Source organism: Saccharopolyspora soli, assembly GCF_022678645.1.
Lineage (GTDB): Bacteria > Actinomycetota > Actinomycetes > Mycobacteriales > Pseudonocardiaceae > Saccharopolyspora > Saccharopolyspora soli.
The window spans coordinates 1-16,865 of the sequence record NZ_JALBWV010000065.1 but is presented as its reverse complement, the minus strand read 5'-3'; the positions used below and the strand labels follow the sequence as shown (position 1 = coordinate 16,865).

The 16,865-nt window shown below is 69.7% G+C and carries 17 protein-coding genes; 7 read left to right on the top strand and 10 right to left on the bottom strand.

Going from position 1 to position 16,865, the window contains the following annotated elements; genetic code table 11:
* Positions 1-3 precede the first annotated feature (3 nt).
* From MOQ72_RS35140 to MOQ72_RS35130, 3 genes are all read right to left on the bottom strand, one after another.
* The gene (locus MOQ72_RS35140; protein WP_242190145.1) at positions 4-1,731 is read right to left on the bottom strand and encodes an IlvD/Edd family dehydratase; all 1,728 of its coding nucleotides are present in this window, start codon (positions 1,729-1,731) and stop codon (positions 4-6) included.
* 61 nt (positions 1,732-1,792) lie between these two features.
* Positions 1,793-2,038, bottom strand: a complete 246-nt coding sequence (locus MOQ72_RS35135; RefSeq protein ID WP_242190144.1) for a hypothetical protein — start codon at positions 2,036-2,038, stop codon at positions 1,793-1,795.
* 96 nt (positions 2,039-2,134) lie between these two features.
* On the bottom strand, positions 2,135-3,658 hold the full coding sequence (locus tag MOQ72_RS35130) for a molybdopterin-dependent oxidoreductase (protein WP_242190143.1): 1,524 nt from the start codon (positions 3,656-3,658) through the stop codon (positions 2,135-2,137).
* Between the two features lie 148 nt (positions 3,659-3,806).
* Between MOQ72_RS35130 and MOQ72_RS35125 the strand changes: the two genes are divergently transcribed.
* Positions 3,807-4,871 (top strand): NAD-dependent epimerase/dehydratase family protein, encoded by a 1,065-nt coding sequence (locus MOQ72_RS35125; RefSeq protein ID WP_242190142.1) that lies wholly within the window; start codon positions 3,807-3,809, stop codon positions 4,869-4,871.
* On the opposite strand, the gene MOQ72_RS35120 is transcribed toward MOQ72_RS35125, so the two are convergent.
* From MOQ72_RS35120 to MOQ72_RS35110, 3 genes are all read right to left on the bottom strand, one after another.
* Entirely contained in the window at positions 4,842-5,879 is a 1,038-nt protein-coding gene (locus MOQ72_RS35120) for a sensor histidine kinase (RefSeq protein ID WP_242190141.1), read from the bottom strand. The two genes, MOQ72_RS35125 and MOQ72_RS35120, sit on opposite strands and share 30 nt — an antisense overlap.
* Positions 5,880-5,945: 66 nt before the next feature.
* Complete coding sequence (locus MOQ72_RS35115) at positions 5,946-6,641, bottom strand: response regulator transcription factor (RefSeq protein ID WP_242190140.1); 696 nt, start codon at positions 6,639-6,641, stop codon at positions 5,946-5,948.
* A 4-nt stretch (positions 6,642-6,645) separates the two neighbouring features.
* Complete coding sequence (locus MOQ72_RS35110) at positions 6,646-7,971, bottom strand: hypothetical protein (protein WP_242190139.1); 1,326 nt, start codon at positions 7,969-7,971, stop codon at positions 6,646-6,648.
* A 143-nt stretch (positions 7,972-8,114) separates the two neighbouring features.
* On the opposite strand from MOQ72_RS35110, the gene MOQ72_RS35105 reads away from it, so the two are divergent.
* The 5 genes from MOQ72_RS35105 (at position 8,115) to MOQ72_RS35085 (ending at position 12,027) form a co-directional block, all read left to right on the top strand.
* Positions 8,115-8,768 carry a glycosyltransferase family 2 protein gene (locus MOQ72_RS35105; protein ID WP_277955157.1) on the top strand — a complete coding sequence of 218 codons (654 nt, stop codon included), beginning with the start codon at positions 8,115-8,117 and terminating at the stop codon, positions 8,766-8,768.
* Complete coding sequence (locus MOQ72_RS35100; protein ID WP_372495611.1) at positions 8,762-9,430, top strand: TIGR04282 family arsenosugar biosynthesis glycosyltransferase; 669 nt, start codon at positions 8,762-8,764, stop codon at positions 9,428-9,430. The genes MOQ72_RS35105 and MOQ72_RS35100 overlap by 7 nt, the downstream gene beginning before the upstream one ends.
* Positions 9,427-10,098, top strand: a complete 672-nt coding sequence (locus MOQ72_RS35095; RefSeq protein ID WP_242190137.1) for a class I SAM-dependent methyltransferase — start codon at positions 9,427-9,429, stop codon at positions 10,096-10,098. The genes MOQ72_RS35100 and MOQ72_RS35095 overlap by 4 nt, the downstream gene beginning before the upstream one ends.
* A gap of 370 nt (positions 10,099-10,468) precedes the next feature.
* Positions 10,469-11,491, top strand: coding sequence for a TerC family protein (locus tag MOQ72_RS35090; RefSeq protein WP_242190136.1), 1,023 nt, complete (start codon positions 10,469-10,471; stop codon positions 11,489-11,491).
* 146 nt (positions 11,492-11,637) lie between these two features.
* Complete coding sequence (locus MOQ72_RS35085; protein WP_242190135.1) at positions 11,638-12,027, top strand: TraR/DksA family transcriptional regulator; 390 nt, start codon at positions 11,638-11,640, stop codon at positions 12,025-12,027.
* 7 nt (positions 12,028-12,034) lie between these two features.
* Here MOQ72_RS35085 and MOQ72_RS35080 read toward each other — a convergent pair whose 3' ends face one another.
* The gene (locus MOQ72_RS35080; protein WP_242190134.1) at positions 12,035-12,997 is read right to left on the bottom strand and encodes a GlxA family transcriptional regulator; all 963 of its coding nucleotides are present in this window, start codon (positions 12,995-12,997) and stop codon (positions 12,035-12,037) included.
* A 123-nt stretch (positions 12,998-13,120) separates the two neighbouring features.
* On the opposite strand from MOQ72_RS35080, the gene MOQ72_RS35075 reads away from it, so the two are divergent.
* The gene (locus tag MOQ72_RS35075; protein ID WP_242190133.1) at positions 13,121-13,324 is read left to right on the top strand and encodes a hypothetical protein; all 204 of its coding nucleotides are present in this window, start codon (positions 13,121-13,123) and stop codon (positions 13,322-13,324) included.
* A 5-nt stretch (positions 13,325-13,329) separates the two neighbouring features.
* Here the strand turns inward: MOQ72_RS35075 and MOQ72_RS35070 are convergent, their stop codons facing one another.
* The 3 genes from MOQ72_RS35070 to MOQ72_RS35060 all read right to left on the bottom strand — a co-directional run bounded on the left by MOQ72_RS35070 (position 13,330) and on the right by MOQ72_RS35060 (position 16,738).
* On the bottom strand, positions 13,330-14,256 hold the full coding sequence (locus tag MOQ72_RS35070) for an acyl-CoA desaturase (protein WP_242190132.1): 927 nt from the start codon (positions 14,254-14,256) through the stop codon (positions 13,330-13,332).
* Between the two features lie 164 nt (positions 14,257-14,420).
* Positions 14,421-15,488: an FAD-binding oxidoreductase gene (locus MOQ72_RS35065; protein WP_242190131.1), complete on the bottom strand. Its 1,068-nt coding sequence runs from the start codon at positions 15,486-15,488 to the stop codon at positions 14,421-14,423.
* Positions 15,485-16,738, bottom strand: coding sequence for an aromatic ring-hydroxylating oxygenase subunit alpha (locus MOQ72_RS35060; RefSeq protein ID WP_242190130.1), 1,254 nt, complete (start codon positions 16,736-16,738; stop codon positions 15,485-15,487). Before MOQ72_RS35060 ends, MOQ72_RS35065 begins: the two co-directional genes overlap by 4 nt.
* Between the last annotated feature and the right edge of the window lie 127 nt (positions 16,739-16,865).

Below are 16,865 nucleotides of genomic sequence, written 5' to 3'. Positions count from 1 at the left end.
CGGTCATCGGCGGGGAACGCTGCCCCGGTACGTTTCGGCTTGCAGGAAGCGGAAGTCGCAGCCCTCCTCGGCTTGGGTGACCTGGTCCGCGTAGAGCTTCGCGTAACCCCGGCGCGGCGCGGTGTCCGATGTGGACTGTTCGGCGTCGGCTCGGCGCTGGAGTTCTTCGTCGGGCACTTCCAGTTCGAGCACGCGGTCGGCGACGCTGAGCCGGATCACATCGCCGGTCCGGACGTGCTTGAGCGCACCGCCAATGGCGGCTTCCGGTGAGACGTGCAGGACGATCGTGCCCGCTGCGGTGCCGGACATGCGGCCGTCGGAAATGCGGACCATGTCCTTGACGCCCTGGCGGGCGAGTTTCTTCGGGATCGGCAGGTAACCGGCCTCGGGCATGCCGGGAGCGCCGATCGGTCCGATGTTCTTGAGCACCAGCACGTCCTCGGGCTCGACGTCGAGGTCTTCGTCGTCGATCCGGTCGGCGAGGTCGGCCGCGTTTTCGAAGACGACCGCGCGGCCCCGGTGTTCCAGCAGGTCGGGGGAGGCCGCCGCCTGCTTGATGATCGCGCCACCTGGAGCCAGGTTCCCGCGCAGGACGGCGATTCCGCCGGTCGGGTAGATCGGGTTCGTGCGCGGCCGGATCACGTCCTGGGGGAAGGTCGGTGGTGCCTCGGCGAGTTCCTCGCCGAGGGTGCGTCCGGTGACCGTCAGCGCGTCGAGGTTGAGCAGCTCGCGCAGCTCCTGCAGCACTCGCGGTACCCCACCGGCGCGGTGCAGGTCCTCCATGTAGTGGTTCCCGGCGGGTTTGAGGTTCACCAGCACGGGAGTTTCCCGGCTCATCCGGTCGAAGCGCGCCAGGTCGAGGCTGAATCCCAGCCGCCCCGCCACGGCCGCCAGGTGGACCACGGCGTTCGTCGACCCGCCCACCGCCAGCAGCACGCGCAGCGCGTTCTCGAACGCCTCGGCGGTGAGGATCTGGTCGATCGCCAGGCCCTCCCGCGCCAACTCCACGGCTCGCCGTCCGGTGAGTTCGGCGATGCGGGACCGGTCGGCGGTGACCGCGGGCGGCGCGGCGCTGCCGGGCAACGCGATGCCCAGCGCTTCGGCGATGCAGGCCATCGTGCTCGCGGTTCCGGCCACCGAACAGGTGCCCACGCTGCCCACCAGGCGACCGTTGACCTCGGCGATCTCCGCGTCGTCGATCTCCCCGGCTCGGTAGTGCCCCCAGAATGCGCGGCAGTCGGTGCAGGCGCCGACCGTGCGGCCGTGGTGCGAGCCGGTCAGCATCGACCCGGTGACCAGCTGGATCGCCGGTTTGCCCGCCGAGGCCGCGCCCATCAGCTGGGCGGGCACGGTCTTGTCGCAGCCACCGATGAGCACCACCGCGTCCACCGGCAGCGCCCGGATCATCTCCTCGGTGTCCATCGACATGAGGTTTCGCAGGAACATGCTGGTCGGGTACGAGAAGCTCTCGTGCAGGGAGATCGTCGGGAACTCCACCGGAAACCCGCCGGAGAGCAGGACACCGCGTTTGACCGCGTCGAGCAGCTGCGGCACGTTGCCGTGGCACGGGTTGAATCCGCTACCGGTGTCGACGATCCCGACGACCAGCCGATCCAGCACGTCGTCGGTGTACCCGGCACCTTTGATGAATGCCTTGCGCAGGAACAACGAGAACTCGGCGTCCCCGTAACCGACCAGACTGCCCCGCATGCCCGACTGCGCACCCGCCATCTTCGACTCCTCCGGTTGAGCACCAACCACCCGATCTTCGCAGGCAGGTGCCCGGGAGTCCTCAGCCGATTTGTTCGGTGCCTGGTGTGGTGAGCTCGGCCTCCACCAACTCGCCTGGTTGACCGGCGCTGGCCGGGCGCATCAGGCCGTCGTGCACGAGTCGGCGTGCCGTGTGCTGATCGCAGAACGCCATGCCGTCGATGTACAAGTCCGGCTCACAACTGCAGGTGATCTGGACGCGACCCGCGGCGACCGCGCGCAGGGTGGCCCGTTCCCGGTTGTTGAGTTCGAATAACGCGTCGGGCATCGCCCCCAGCCCCCTCCCGACGTCGTCGACATCCAGCCGCCAGTGTGGCAACGTCGCGGCCCGGTCGGCAGGGCGGAAAGGCCCGACCAGCAACCGTTATCCGGTGCAGGTGAACTGGACCGCGTGCCAGCCGGTGGCGCCGTCGGGCACGACCGGTTGTCGTTGCGGCGTCTGCGTTTCGCCGGTGCGGTCGGTGGCCCGGCATTCCACGACGTGCTCGCCCGGCGGCAGGTCGAGGGTGGTGCGCCACATCCGCCAGGTGTCCCGGCTGACGTCGGTGGCGAGTTCGGCGGCTTGCCAGGCGCCGTCGTCGGCCCGGACCTCGACCCGCTCGACGCCGGTGTGCTGCGCCCAGGCGATACCGGCCACGGTCACCTGCCCAGCGGCCACCGACGCCTGTGCTCGTGGTCGGTCGATGCGGGATTCGGTCTTGATCGGCGCCTGCTGGGACCAGCCCCGCTGCTGCCAGTAGTGCGCGCGGTCGAAGGTGGTGACTTCGGCGTCCACGAGCCACTTGGTCGCCGAGACGTATCCGTAGAGCCCAGGAACGACCATCCGGATCGGGAAACCGTGCTCGGTGGGCAGCGGTTCGCCGTTCATGCCGACGGCCAGCAGCGCACCCCGGTCCGGTTCCAGCAGCACGTCCAGCGGCGTACCCGCGGTGTAGCCGTCGACGCTGGTGGTGAACAACTGCTGGGCACCCGGTTGAACTCCGGCCTCCAGCAGCAGATCCCGCACCGGTACGCCGACGAACGTCGCGGTGGAGATCAGGTCACCACCCACCTCGTTGGACACGCAGGCGAGCGTGATCTGGCGGGCTTCCAACCGGCGCTGGATCAGTTCGTCGAAGCTCAGCACCAGTTCGCGCCGCACCATCCCGTGCAGCCGGAAGCGCCAGTCCTCGGCGCGCAGTTGCGGCACGACCAGGGCGGTGTCGATCCGGTAGAAGTCCCGGTTCGCGGTCAGGAACGTCGGTGTGCCGGACGCGACGAAGTCCGCGCCGGGCGGGACCGGCGGAGCCGGGACCTTCGGGATCCGCGCCGCGACCGCGAGCTGCGAGGACGTCACGCCCGCACCCCGCTGCAGGAAGCCACCGGCGACCCCGGCGGCGCCCGCGCCGAGGACCACCAGGGTCGAGGTGATCAGGAACCGCCGCCGGTCCTCGCTCACCGCCACCGGGCTGGTGGCCGCCAGTCCGGCGACGTGGTGCAGCCACCCGAACGCCACGACCCCGACCACCAGGGCGGTCAGCGACGCGGCCACCTCGGCTTCCGGCCCGGTCAGCGTCGCCGCCACCCCGACCAGCCCGAACACCCCGATCACGGTCGCACCCGGCCACCAGTGCCACCGGGACAGCAGCCCGGCCGCCACCGCCAGCGCGGCGATCACGACGGCCATCCCGGTCAGCAGCACCAGCTTGTCGGCGGTGCCGAACAGCCCGATCGCGAAGTCCTTCACCGCAGGCGGGGTCAGGTCGATCGCGGCGTCGCCGACGGCGATGAACGGCGAGGTGCGGGCGGACGCGATGCCCGCCACGAGCTGGCCAGCACCGAGCGCCGCGGCGGTGGCGAGCAGACCGACCACGGCGGCGCGCAGCCGTGGCAGGGGAACCGGGGTCATGCCACCATTCGACGTCCCCGGAACGGAATTCGCCACCAGCGCAACCGCACTCGTAAGACAAGCGTAAGGGTGTGGCGAAATCTGACGGAATGATGACGTCGCACCGCTCGACCCGTCGGATGGTGCTGGTCGGCCTTACCGTCGGGGCGTGCGAATTCTGGTAACCGGCGGCGCCGGGTTCATCGGATCAGCGGTCGCCGACGCGTTGGCCGAGCGCGGCCACGACGTCGTGCTGCTCGACGCTTTCCTGCCGCAGGCGCATGGCACCATCCTCCGGTCGCGGCACCGGTTGGTGCACGGCGACGTCCGTGATTCCGACGTGCTGACCAGGCTGCTCGACGGGGTGGACGTGGTGTGCCACCAGGCCGCGATGGTCGGCCACGGCGTCGATCCGTCGGACATGCCCGACTACGCCTCCCACAACGACTACGGCACCGCCGTGCTGCTCGCAGCCATGCACGGGAGCGGGGTGCATCGCCTGGTGCTGGCGTCGTCGATGGTCGTCTACGGCGAAGGCCGGTACCGCTGCCCGCAGCACTCGCTGGTTCGTCCCGCGCCGCGACGCGCCGAAGATCTCGACGCCGAGCAGTACGAGCCCCGATGCCCGAGCTGCGACGCGTGGCTGGAACCCGAATTGGTGCCCGAGGACGCCGTGCTCGACCCGCGCAGCACCTACGCGGCGACCAAGCTGGCCCAAGAACACCTGGCCGCCGCGTGGGCCCGGCAGACCGGCGGTGGCGTGTGGGCCTTGCGGTACCACAACGTTTACGGGCCGTGGATGCCCAGCGGCACCCCGTATGCGGGCGTGGCGTCGCTGTTCCGTTCCGCGCTGCACGACGGCCGAGCGCCGACCGTGCTGGAAGACGGCCGCCAGCGGCGGGATTTCGTGCACGTCACCGATGTCGCCGCCGCCAACCTCGCGGCGGTGGAAGCCGAGCCGCCGTCCGGTGCGCTCGACGCGCTCAACATCTGCTCCGGCCAGCCGCACACGATCGGCGACCTCGCGCGCGAGCTCGCCCGCGCGTGCGGGGGACCGGCGCCGCGCATCGTCGGTGGCGCGCGACCCAACGACGTGCGGCACATCGTGGCCGATCCAGCGAAGGCCGCGCGCGTGCTGGGTTTTCGAGCCGAGGTTGATTTCACCCGCGGGGTCAAGGATTTCGCGCACGCCCCGCTGCGCGAGTCAGCCGCGGTGCGCGGGGGACAGCGGTAGTCGGACCTCGAAGCGGCAGCCGGGGCCGTGGTTGTGGGCGGTGATGGTGCCGTGGTGGGCCTGCACGAGTCCGCGCGCGATCGCCAGGCCGAGCCCGGCGCCCGCCGGTTCCAGCGCCGCGTCGTGCCGCGGCCGCGACTTGTTGCCCCGGAAGGCCACGTCGAAGACCCGTTCCAACTCGTTGGGCGCGATTCCGCCGCAGGCGTCGTCGACGCGCAACCATGCCTGCGTGCCGTCGCTACCGGCCGCCAGCACCACGGAGCCCTCCGGCGGCGTGTGGCGGATCGCGTTGGACAGCAGGTTCCGCACCACGCGGGCGAGTTCGGGATCGCTACCGGTGACCACCGGCCAGTCGCTGGTCTCGGTGCGCAACCGGATTCCCCGGCGTTGCGCCAGCGGGTTCTCCACCGCGACCGCCTCGCTGACGACGTCCCGCAGCGGGACGGCGGAGAAGTCGAGCTCGACCGCGCCAGCGGTGATCCGGGACAGCTCGAAAAGATCCTCCACCATGCCCGACAACCGTTCGGTCTCCGCCCGGATGCGGGCGGCGTAGTCGCACACCTCGCTCGGCTCGTCGACCACGCCGTCGGCCAGCGCCTCGGCCATCGCGCGGATCCCGGCCAGCGGGGTGCGCAGGTCGTGGCTGATCCACGCGACCAGTTCGCGCCGGGACGCTTCAGCGGCCCGTTCCCGCGACCGCGCCTCCCGTTCCCACACACTGCGCCGGGCGATGCTGCGGCCGAGCAGCACCGCGACGGGCACGGTCACCACGGCGACCGCCGTGCAGATCACCACGACCGTCGTCAGCAGCGGGCCGAACATGAACCCGGTGACGCCGAGGACTCCGGCCAAGGTGGCCACCAGCGGGACCAGCACGAGCACGGTCAACGCCGTGGCCAGCGAGCGCTGCCGCAGCACGTAGAGCAACCCCGCGCCCACCAGCGCGACCGGCAGCGACAGGCCGACCGCGTAGGGCACGACGTGCGTGAGTTCGGTGATCACGTCCATGGTGCGTTCTCATCCTGCTCTTCGACGGTCGTGAGTGGTTGTGGTCGCTGGAGCGACCATTGCCGCTCACGACCGGTCGTACCGGTAGCCCACGCCCCAGACCGTGCAGATCCGGCGGGGCCGGGCGGGGTCCGGTTCGATCTTCTCCCGCAATCGTCTCATGTGGACGGTCACGGTGGAGTGGTCGCCGAAGCTCCAGCCCCACACCGCCTCCAGCAGTTCCGCGCGGGTGAAGGCCCGGCCCGGATTGCGCAGCAGGAACGCCAGGAGGTCGAACTCGCGGCCGGTCAGCGACAGCTCGGCACCGTCCAACGTGCACCGCCGCGCTTCCAGGTGCAGCCGCAGATCACCGTCGGCGAGGGTTTCGTCCGCGGCGGCAGGCGCGTTGCGGGAGCGCCGCAGCACCGACCCGACCCGCAAGGCCAGTTCGCGCGGGCTGAACGGCTTGACGACGTAGTCGTCGGCACCGAGCTCCAGCCCGAGCACCCGGTCGGACTCCTCGCCCAGCGCGGTCAGCATCACCACCGGGACCTGGCTGCGCGCCCGCACCCGGCGGCACACCTCCAGCCCGCCGATGCCCGGCAACATCAGGTCCAACACCACGAGATCCGGTTCCCGCTCGGCGAACTGCCGCAGCGCGGTCTCGCCGTCACCGGCCAGGCCCACCTCGTACCCGGACCGCTCCAGGTACCTGCGGACCACGTCGCGGACGGCGTGGTCGTCGTCGACCACCAGCACCCGTCCCGCCTCGGCTTTCGTCATCGGCTCACCAATTCGTCGCGATCAAGTGGTTCACCGCCAGCGCGGTCACCGCCTGCCCGGCCAGCCACCACCGGTGGTGCCGGGTGGGCAGCAGCGCGGCTCCGGCAGCGAACCACACCGCGAACGGCAGCCAGATCCGCTCCACTTCGGCCTTGCTCAGCCCGGAGATGTCGGCGGCCAGGATCGCCACCGCGGCGGCCCCCACCAGCCACGCCGCCGCGCCCCGGTCCAGGACTGCGCGGCGGACTGCCACAGCGGCCAGCGGACCGGCTGAGATCAGCAGCGCGGCGATGTTGCCGCCCACCCAATAACTGTACGGCCGTTGGGCGTAATCGCCCTGGTGGTAGCGCTGGACGACCAGGTGGTAACCGTCCAGCCACCAGAACCCGTGCAGCGCGAACGCCGCGACGACCCCGACCACGCCGACGGCCGCGAGCAGCAGCGCACGGATCCCACGCGTGCGCAGCACCACCACGCACACGAATGGCAACATCAGCACCAGGCCGTAGTTCAGGAACAGCCCGAACCCCAACAGGACTCCGGCGAGCAGCGCCGCGAGGTCGGCCTTCCAGCCCATCCGGATCGATGCCACGGCCAGCAGCGCCACTCCGGTGGTGGTGATCCCGGTGAACATCCCGTCGGCGGACACCCCGACCCACACCGCGCCTGGGAACAGGACCACGAACGGCAAGACCGCGCGGGCCGCCGCCACCCCGGCCAGGGCTCGCACGGTCACCGGTACCGCTACCGCCGCCAGCGCGCCGATCAGCATCGACACGATCGCGGCCGACGCCCCGCCGCCGAGTCCGATCCGGTCGAGCCAGACGTAGCTCAGCAGCACTCCCGGCGGATGCCCGGAGACGTGCACCGTCCAGGAATCGGGCCGACCAGCCAGGATGTGCTCCGTGAAGCCGCGGAGCATGGCGCCGATGTCGGTCACCCGAGGGACATCGTGCAGGTACTCCGTCCAGTCGGTGAGCCGCTCGGCGATGCCGTGCTGCCAGCCGTCGATCATCGCCAGCGAGAACGTCCACAGCAACGCGGCGGGGTACCCAGCAGCCAGCAGCCTGCCCCACGAGAGGCGGGCGGCCAACGCGGGTCCCCAGACGACGACGGCGACCGCGGTGCTCAGGGCCAGCGGTGTACCGGGTCCGACATGGGGTAACCAGTACCCGAACAGCGGCGCGGCGTCCGCGTAGAGCGGGGCGCCCGCGCTGTTCAGCAGGAAACCGGCAACCGCCGCTGTCGCGACCGCGATGACAGCGACGGCGAGCGCGATCAGATCGGCGCGCGACCGCTGGTCGGTGTTGCGCCGGGGGAGGAGTTGCACCGCTGCGAAGGTAATCCCGCCGAAGCCGCGTGCCAACGCCTCGGCGCGATTCGTCAGAACCTCGTAATAACCTGATGGGCGTAATGATTCCTTAAGCACGGTACGAGTTTTCGAACAGTCCACAGTGAGCTTCACTGACTGCCATGGACGACGTGGACGTGGTGTTGCCGTGCTTGGACGAGGCCGCCGCACTGCCCGGTGTGCTCGCCGCGATGCCGCTCGGGTTCCGCCCGCTGGTGGTGGACAACGGATCCGAAGACGGTTCGGCGGACGTGGCGCAGTCGCACGGCGCGGTGGTGGTCCGCGAGCCGCGGCGCGGTTACGGGGCGGCGGTGCACGCGGGTCTGACGGCGGCCACGGCTGAGTTCGTCTGCTTCCTGGACTGCGACGGCTCGATGGACCCCGGTGTGCTGCCCGCACTGGTCGCCTTGGTGCGCCAGGGGAAAGTGGATCTGGCGGTCGGACGGCGCGTCCCGGTGTCCGCGGCGGCGTGGCCGTGGCACGCGCGGGCGGGCAACGCGCTGATCGCCGGACTGCTGCGGCGCCGGGGTCTGCCGGTGCACGACATCGCCCCGATCCGCGCCGCCCGGCGGGTCGACCTGCTGCGGCTGGAGATCGCCGACCGCGCGTTCGGCTACCCGCTCGAACTGCTGTGCAAGGCGGCGGAAGCGAACTGGCGGGTGCACGAATTGGACATCGCGTACCGGCCCCGCGCGTCCGGGACCCGCTCGAAGGTCTCCGGTTCGGTGCGCGGCACGGTCCGTGCCGTGCGGGACATGGCGGGGGTGTTGTGGTGAGTACGACGGCGCTTCTGGTGGTGGCGAAGGCCCCCGTTCCCGGCTTGGCGAAGACGCGGCTGTGCCCGCCCGCGACGCACGAGGAGGCGGCTCACATCGCCGCCGCGAGCCTGCTGGACACATTGGACGCGGTGGTGCGCACACCTGGTGTCCAGCCGGTGGTCGCGATGACCGGGGACCTGAACGCGGCAGCCTGTTCGACCGAGCTGCGCGACGCGCTTTGCGGATGGACGTTTCTCGCGCAACGCGGCGACAGCTTTCCCGAGCGGTTGGCCGCCGCGCACGCCGACACCGCGGCTGCGCACCCCGGCCTGCCGATCGTGCAGATCGGGATGGACACCCCGCAGGTGACGCCCGAACTCCTCGCCGAGGCGTGCGCCGCGACCCGCGTCGCGGACGCCGCGCTCGGTCTGGCCGACGACGGAGGGTGGTGGGTGGCCGGGTTCCGTTCGGCAGCCACAGCTTGTCTGCTGCGCGGAATTCCCACCTCTCGCAACGACACTGGCGCACGGACCTTGGCAGCCCTGCACGCGGCGGGTCTGCGGGTCGCACCGCTTCCTGAACTGTCCGATGTGGACACCATGGCGGATGCGCTGCGCGTCGCGGATTCGTTGCCGCGGTCCCGCTTTGCGGCGAGCCTGCCAGCTGGCTGCCGCCGATGAGCAGTGAATTCGACGTCGCCCTGCGAGGCGGCCACTGCACCCTGCTCACCAACGATGGCACCGTCCGGCCGCTGTCCGGGCACCGCTGGTCCGCGGCGCCCGATGCCGCCGACGAGTACCTGTTGCGCGCCTGCCGAGGCCCGACGCTCGACATCGGTTGCGGGCCCGGTCGGCTCACCGCGGCGCTCACCGGTAGTGGGGTGATTGCCCTCGGCATCGACACGTCACCGCTCGCCGTCCACCTCACCATCAGCCGGAGGGCCGTGGCGCTGTGCCGTGACGTGTTTCGCCCGGTTCCGGGTGCGGGCAACTGGCGCGAGGCGCTGCTCATCGACGGCAACATCGGCATCGGGGGAGATCCGCGAGCGCTGCTGCGCCGCGTGCACCAGCTGTTGCGGCCCGGTGGGCACGCCTGGGTGGAGGTCGAGCCGCCGGGGACCGGGTTGTGGCGGGGAACCGGTCAAGTCGTGCACATCGACCGGCCCGGCCCCAGTTTCCGCTGGGCCATCGTGGGCGCGGACGCGATCGGTCCGCTGGCGGTCGCGGCCGGGTTCGAACTGCACGAGATCGCGGAGCACGACGGCCGGTGGTTCGCGGTGCTGGAGTCGGCTCGGATGACTCGGGCGGAACGCACTGCGGTGCGGGCGGAGCAGGCGCACGACCGCTGACCGCCACGGTGTGTCATTACCAACGTTGACTTCAACCTGCGGCGGCGTTGATGATCCAGCGATGCGGGTCCCTTTTATGTCCTTTGTGGATTATCGACATACCGGTAGGAAGCGGCAGCTTTCGCCAGGATCGCACGTTTGTGAACAAATCGGTCTATTGACGTGAAACTCCTTTGTTGGTCGGCACTTCTGCTCCGAATGGGCGCATTTTCCAATGTATTGCCGGAATTGTCGCAGTAGTCACCTTGGACCCAATGCCATACAGTATACTGCATGCAAATTGCCGGAATGGGATCTGGCAAATCGGACCAAAAGCGCCGGAACGGACCTCCGGCCCTGACGCGTGCTGGTGTACGGAGGTGACGTCTCGATGAACTTCCCGGTCTGGGTGTGGATCGCGACTCTGGCGGTGCTGGCCGCCCTGATCGTGGGGGACTTGGTACTCGTCGGGCGCCGACCACATGCGGTCGGGGTCAAGGAAGCGAGCCTGTGGGTCGCGTTCTACGTCGCGCTCGCGGCCGTCTTCGGTGTCCTGCTGCTGGTCTTCGCCGGGTCCACCAGTGGGGCCGAGTTCTTCGCGGGTTACGTGACCGAGTACAGCCTCTCGATCGACAACCTGTTCGTGTTCGTGATCATCATGTCGCGGTTCGCCGTGCCGAAGGAGCACCAGCACCGGGTGCTGTTCATCGGCATCGTGCTGTCCCTGGTGCTGCGGGCCGTGTGCATCGCGGCCGGGGTCGCCGCCCTCAACGCCTTCAACTGGGTGTTCTACATCTTCGGCGCCTTCCTGATCTACACCGCGGTGAAGGTGGCCAGGGACGGTTCCGGTGACGAGCCGGAAGATCCGGACAACGCGGTCGTCCGGGCCCTGCAGCGGGTGCTGCCCACCACCGATTCCTACGACGGCGGCAAGATGATCACCCGCGTCGACGGTCGGCGGATGTTCACCCCGATGATCGTGGTGGTTTCCGCGCTCGGGTTGGCCAACGTCATCTTCGCGCTGGACTCCATGCCCGCGATCTTCGGGCTCACCAAGGACGGCTTCATCATCTTCACCGCGAACGCCTTCGCGCTGATGGGGCTGCGGCAGCTCTACTTCGTCATCGGCGGCCTGCTCGACCGGCTCGTGTACCTCAGCTACGGCTTAGCGGTGGTCCTCGGGTTCATCGGGCTGAAGCTGATCATCGAAGCGCTGCACGGCTCGCACATCGACGAGATCCGCTTCGCGATCCCGAACATCGGCATCGCCACCTCGCTGGGTTTCATCGTGCTGACCCTCGGGGTGACGACCGTCGCGAGCCTGCTGCGCTCCCGCGCGACCGCGAAGGCGAAGGCCGCCGAAGAATCGGCCGAGGAACTGGAGCCCGCGCACAGCGGCGACCGCAACGCCTGACGATGGCAGAGACGAGGTGAGGGGCACCCTTTACCAAGTAAGTTGGTAAAGGGTGCCCCTCACTCCTCACCTGAATGGGGTCGTGTGGGCGTAACCGCGCACTCATGGCCCGGAATAGGTGGCTGGGCGGGTGCGTTCACCTTCTTATGAACGACCGGCCACCGCGGGGCGTGCCGTCCGGTCTGGAGCAGCGGGCGGCGCAGGAACTGCTGGCCGAGGAACGCGCGAGCGCGATGGCGCGGATCGAGGCGCTGCAACGCCACTTGGAGTCCATCGGCGACGTCTCGACGTGGACGGGCACCGACGACGAGCACGACCCGGAGGGCGCGACCATCGCGTACGAGCGAGCCCAGCTGCAGGGCATGCTCGTGGACGCCAGGCGGGACCTCAACGCGCTGGAGCGGGCGGCCGCCCGGTTGGACGAGGGCACCTACGGGGTGTGCGAGCGGTGCGGGAAGCCCATCGCTCGCGAGCGACTGGAGGCGCTACCGGCCACCACGACGTGCATCGCCTGCGCATCGGCCGCCCGGCGCTGAGCCGGGATCAGGCGGAGCTCAGCGCGCCGGAGAAGGTGCGCCGGTAGTCGCGCGGCGTGACACCCACGATTCGCCGGAAGTGGTGGCGCAGCAGCGCGGCAGTGCTGAAGCCGCACTCGCGTGCGATTTGGTCGAGGCCCAGTTCGGTGTCTTCGAGCAGCCGCCGGGCGTGCAGCACGCGTTGGGTGGCGAGCCACTGGTTCGGCGTGGTGCCGGTTTCGGCGACGAACCGCCGCGCGAACGTGCGCGGTGACATCCGAGCCCGCTCGGCGAGGTCCGCGACGGTGTGCTCGGTGTCCAGCGTTTCCTGCAGCCAGGTCAGCAGCGGCTGGAGGCTGTCGCCGGTGTACTCGGGCACTGGCAGGTCGATGAACTGCCGCTGCCCGCCGTCGCGCTGCGGCGGAACCACCATCCGGCGGGCGATGGTCGTCGCGACGGCCGAACCGAGTTCGCGGCGCACCAGGTGCAGGCAGGCATCGATACCAGCGGCGGTACCCGCGCTGGTGACCACGTTGCCGTCATCGACGTAGAGCACGTTGGGATCAATCTGGGCGGTGGGGAACCGGCGGCGGAAATCGGCCTCGTGGAACCAGTGGGTGGTGCACCGCCGACCGTCCAGGATCCCGGCGGCGCCGAGCACGAACGCCCCGGTGCACACCGAGAGCAGCGTGGCCCCGTTGGCCTCGGCGTCGCGCAGACCGGCGAGCAGCTGCGGCGGGTAGACGTCCCGGATCCGGCACGCGGGCACCGCCACGACGTCGGCTCCGGCCAGCCCGTCGAGGCCGTGGTCAGGCACGATGCTCATTCCCACGGACGTGGCCAGCGGCGTTCCAGGATGTGGTCCGCACACCCGGAATTCGATGGGCGGCACGCCGTCGGCGGTACGGTCGAGGCCAAACACCTCGCACAGCACGCCCAGTTCGAACGGCGCGGCGCCGTCCATGACGACCGCTGCCACGGTGCGGAGCATGTCTCAAACATAGCTGGCAGGATTTTGTCGCACAACGGCATCGCTGCCACTGTTGGCAGGAAATGGTGCACCGCACACTTAGTGCCATCACGCATCCACCCCGCACTTCAGGGATGACGCACCATGAACGCGCCACTTCAGGACAGGCCACCGCACAACTCGTTCGCCGGAATCCGGGAGTACATCGCGATCCAGAACTGCCTTTGGTCCCAGCACCTCGCGAACTTGCAGCCGTGGGAACAGGAGGACGAACTGCGCTGGGTCCGCAATCCGATCACCCGCCGCTGGACGCTGCGCGGCGGAGTGCTCCCGCTCGCCGAGTCGTGATCAGCTCACTGCGCGGCCAAGCGCGCCAGCCGCTGCTGGGTCGGCCACCGGACGTGGCTGACCCAGCCGAACTTCTCGAAGATCCAGATCAACCGCGCGGAGATGTCGATCTGGCCGGGCTGGACGCCGTGCCGCGCGCAGGTCGGATCGGCGTGGTGCAGGTTGTGCCACGACTCGCCCATGCTCAGCACCGCCAGCGGCCAGAAGTTCGCGGCCTTGTCCCGGCTGTGGAACGGCCGATCGCCGACCAGGTGGCAGATCGAGTTCACCGACCAGGTCACGTGGTGCAGGAAAGCGACGCGCACCAACCCGGCCCAGAAGAAAGCCGTCGCAGCACCCCACCAGGTGCCGGTGATCAGCCAACCGGTTAGCGCGGGCAGCGCGAAGGTGAGCACCGTCAGCGGGCCGAAGAGCCGGTGGATAAGGCGAATGTCCTTGTCCGCCAACAGATCCGGCACGAACCGCTGCTGGTTCGTCAGATCCCGGTCGAAGATCCAGCCCAGGTGCGCGTGCCAGAACCCGCGCACCAGCGCGGCGGGGGAGGTGCCGAACGCCCACGGCGAGTGCGGATCGCCCTCCCGGTCGGCGAACGCGTGGTGCCTCCGGTGGTCGGCGACCCAGTGCAGGATCGGCCCCTGCACCGCCATGCTCCCGACGACCGCCAGCGTGATGCGCAGCCAACGCTTCGCGCGGAACGCGCCGTGCGTGAAGTAGCGGTGGTAGCCGACCGTCACGCCGAGGATGGTCAGCACGTACCAGCCGAGCGCGAGCAGCGCGTCCCACCAGTGCAGCCCCCACCCCCACGCGATCGGGACGGCGGCGATCAGGCCCAGCAACGGGCCGAGGATGAACACGTAGACCGACAGGTGCGGGGCGAGTGGGCGACGTCCGGCCAGCAAGGGCTTGCGGCCAGCCGTCCCAGTGGCGTCCATGGCAGTGGAACCTCGAATCGGCCAGGCCGGAACTCCGGCGGCGGTCGCTGAACACCACGAAACCCGCAAATGCCGCCCCGGACAACGAACTGCGCCGCAAGCGAAGGTGAACTGAAGTTGATGCCCCGCTACATCCGGTCGCCAGCGGCGCGCTCGCCTGGGGCTCAGGCGTCGATCACGAGATCTTCCATGGGCTTCGCGCAGCACAGCAAGATCTTGTCCGCCGCGCGGTCGCGAGGGCTGATGCCGCCGTTGTGCCGCATTTCCACCGATCCCTTCACCAAGGTCGCTCGGCAAGTGCCGCACATGCCCTGCCCGCACGAGGACGGCAGGGTCAGGCCGGAAAATGCCGCCGCATCGAGCACGGTCGTGCCGGTGTCGCACTCAACGGTCCGGCCGCTGCGGGTGAACTCCACGGTGAACCGACCATCCGCGCTGGACGTTTCGGCAGCGGGCGCGGTGCCGGTGAAGCTCTCCTGGTGGTGGCGATCCATCGGGAAACCGACTGCGGCGAGCATGGTTCGCACCGCGCTCAGATAGCCCGTCGGACCACAGGTGAACACTTCGCGGTCGAGGAAGTCGGGCGCGATCCGCCGCAGCAGTTCGACGTTCAGACGACCGCGGTGGCCGTTCCACCGCTCGGTCGGCCCGTCTGCTTCGCAAACGTGGCTGACCCGTACCTGTTCGGCGGTCGCCTCGATGAACGCCAACTCCTGCCGGAAGATGATGTCGTCCGGTGTGCGGGCGCTGTGCACGAAGACCACGTCGGCGGGCCAGGCCAGGTCGTGGATCGTCCTGGTCATCGACATCAGCGGCGTCACTCCGCTGCCCGCGGAGAGGAAGAGGTATTTGGCCGCGGGGTGCCGGATCATCGAGAACTCGCCGAACGGCCCCCGCGCGCGCAGCACCGCGCCGGGCACCAGGTGATCGTGCAGCCAATTCGAGACCAGCCCACCGGGCACCCGCTTCACGGTGATCGCGACGCGGTGCGGCCGGGTCGGCGGCGAGGAGATGGTGTAGCACCGGCGGATCTCCTGACCGTCGATGTCGACCGCGATGGTGAGGTGCTGGCCCGGGTCGTGGTGGAACAGCGCTGGCTCGACGGGTTCGAGGAGGAACGACTTCACGTCGCCGGTGACGCGCTGGACCTGCTTGCAGACCAGCCGCTGATCCGCTGCGCCGTCCCAGACCTGCTGACCGACCAGCGCTCGGAAGGTTCGCACGTCGCTCATCGCCGCAGATGCGCTCGGAGACGGGTGATGTACCAGTTGCAGAACGCCTCGACCTGGTACTCGGTCGGTGCGTACGGGCCGGGTTCGTACGCTGGGCTGCTGACGCCGCGCTGCGCGCGGGCGACCAGTTCGGCGTCCTGCTCGTTCGTGGCGGTCCAGACCTTGAGCAGCGTGTCCGGGTCGTAGTCCACGCCCGGCACGGCTTCCGGATGGACGAGCCACGTGGCGCGCAACAGCGTCCGGTCCGGGGCGAGCGGGAGCGCCGAGAAGGTGATCGCGTGGTCGCTGACGAAGTGGAACCACGCGTTGGGCTGCAAGTGCAGGGACAGGTGCCCGAGGCGTGGTGTCGGGAAGTCGCCCAGCAGGCGTCGGCACGCCGCTGTGCCGTCCGCGGTGAAGGATTCACCGGCGAGGTCGAGCGGATCGCGCTGGATGCGGAATCCGGTGGTGCGGGTGTCCAACTCCTCGATGAGCTGGTAGGGGAGTCCGAGCTGTTCGCAGGTCTGGCGCAACTCGGCGTCGACCCGCAGGTAGCGCTCGTGCGCGGGGCGCAGCCGCGGTGGGAGGTTGTCCTCGGTGTAGCCGTAGGTGGGGAAGAAAGAGCGCAGCAGTTCGGGATGACCGTCGCAGTGGTAGCACTCCCGGTTGTTCTCCATGGCGAGCTTCCAGTTGCCCTCCTCGACGAGGTCGACCTGCGCCGCGACCTTGGCTTCGCGCAGCCGGTGCGGCAGCAGGTACGGCTCGATGCGTCCGGCCACGTCGACGAAGTCGGTTGGCGGTTGCTCGGCGAGGCAGACGAACACGAGCCCGGCGACGCTGCGGACGTGCACGGGTTTTAGCCCGAAGCAGGCGGGGTCGAAGTCGGGCGGCTGGGACGGCGCGTGCAACAGCGTGCCGTCCAAGCCGTAGGTCCACTTGTGGTAGCCGCAGACGATGTTGCCGACCGACCCGCGCTCCTGGTCCAGGACCCGCGACCCGCGGTGTCGGCAGACGTTGTGGAACGACCGGAGATTCGCGTCGTCGTCGCGCACGATGATGACCGAGTGCGGTCCGAGCGCCACACTGCGGTAGTCGCCCGGTTCGGGCAGTTCGGCATCGGTGGCCACGAAGATCCAGTGCGCGCCGAAGATCGCCGCGATGTCGAGGTCGAAGAAATCCCGGCTGGTGTAGAACGGCGCTTCGAGGCTGCGGCCGACGGCTCGGCGGGCGATGAGATCCGGCGCCGTTGTGCTGGTGTCCGCCAGTGTCACGTCTGAACTCCTCTCGAATCCTGTCGTTGGGGTGGGGGGGGGGGGGGGGGGGGGGGGGCCCGCCCCCGGCCGGCCCCCCCCACCCCACCCCCCCCCCCCCCAACGAGCGACAACACCCCCCCCCCCC

Bases quoted from the DNA above. Each gene is read 5' to 3' on its own strand.
- MOQ72_RS35140 (WP_242190145.1), bottom strand. From the start codon at position 1,731: ATGGCGGGTGCGCAGTCGGGCATGCGGGGCAGTCTGGTCGGTTACGGG.
- MOQ72_RS35135 (WP_242190144.1), bottom strand. From the start codon at position 2,038: ATGCCCGACGCGTTATTCGAACTCAACAACCGGGAACGGGCCACCCTG.
- MOQ72_RS35130 (WP_242190143.1), bottom strand. From the start codon at position 3,658: ATGACCCCGGTTCCCCTGCCACGGCTGCGCGCCGCCGTGGTCGGTCTG.
- MOQ72_RS35120 (WP_242190141.1), bottom strand. From the start codon at position 5,879: ATGGACGTGATCACCGAACTCACGCACGTCGTGCCCTACGCGGTCGGC.
- MOQ72_RS35115 (WP_242190140.1), bottom strand. From the start codon at position 6,641: ATGACGAAAGCCGAGGCGGGACGGGTGCTGGTGGTCGACGACGACCAC.
- MOQ72_RS35105 (WP_277955157.1), top strand. From the start codon at position 8,115: ATGGACGACGTGGACGTGGTGTTGCCGTGCTTGGACGAGGCCGCCGCA.
- MOQ72_RS35095 (WP_242190137.1), top strand. From the start codon at position 9,427: ATGAGCAGTGAATTCGACGTCGCCCTGCGAGGCGGCCACTGCACCCTG.
- MOQ72_RS35090 (WP_242190136.1), top strand. From the start codon at position 10,469: ATGAACTTCCCGGTCTGGGTGTGGATCGCGACTCTGGCGGTGCTGGCC.
- MOQ72_RS35085 (WP_242190135.1), top strand. From the start codon at position 11,638: ATGAACGACCGGCCACCGCGGGGCGTGCCGTCCGGTCTGGAGCAGCGG.
- MOQ72_RS35080 (WP_242190134.1), bottom strand. From the start codon at position 12,997: ATGCTCCGCACCGTGGCAGCGGTCGTCATGGACGGCGCCGCGCCGTTC.
- MOQ72_RS35075 (WP_242190133.1), top strand. From the start codon at position 13,121: ATGAACGCGCCACTTCAGGACAGGCCACCGCACAACTCGTTCGCCGGA.
- MOQ72_RS35070 (WP_242190132.1), bottom strand. From the start codon at position 14,256: ATGGACGCCACTGGGACGGCTGGCCGCAAGCCCTTGCTGGCCGGACGT.
- MOQ72_RS35065 (WP_242190131.1), bottom strand. From the start codon at position 15,488: ATGAGCGACGTGCGAACCTTCCGAGCGCTGGTCGGTCAGCAGGTCTGG.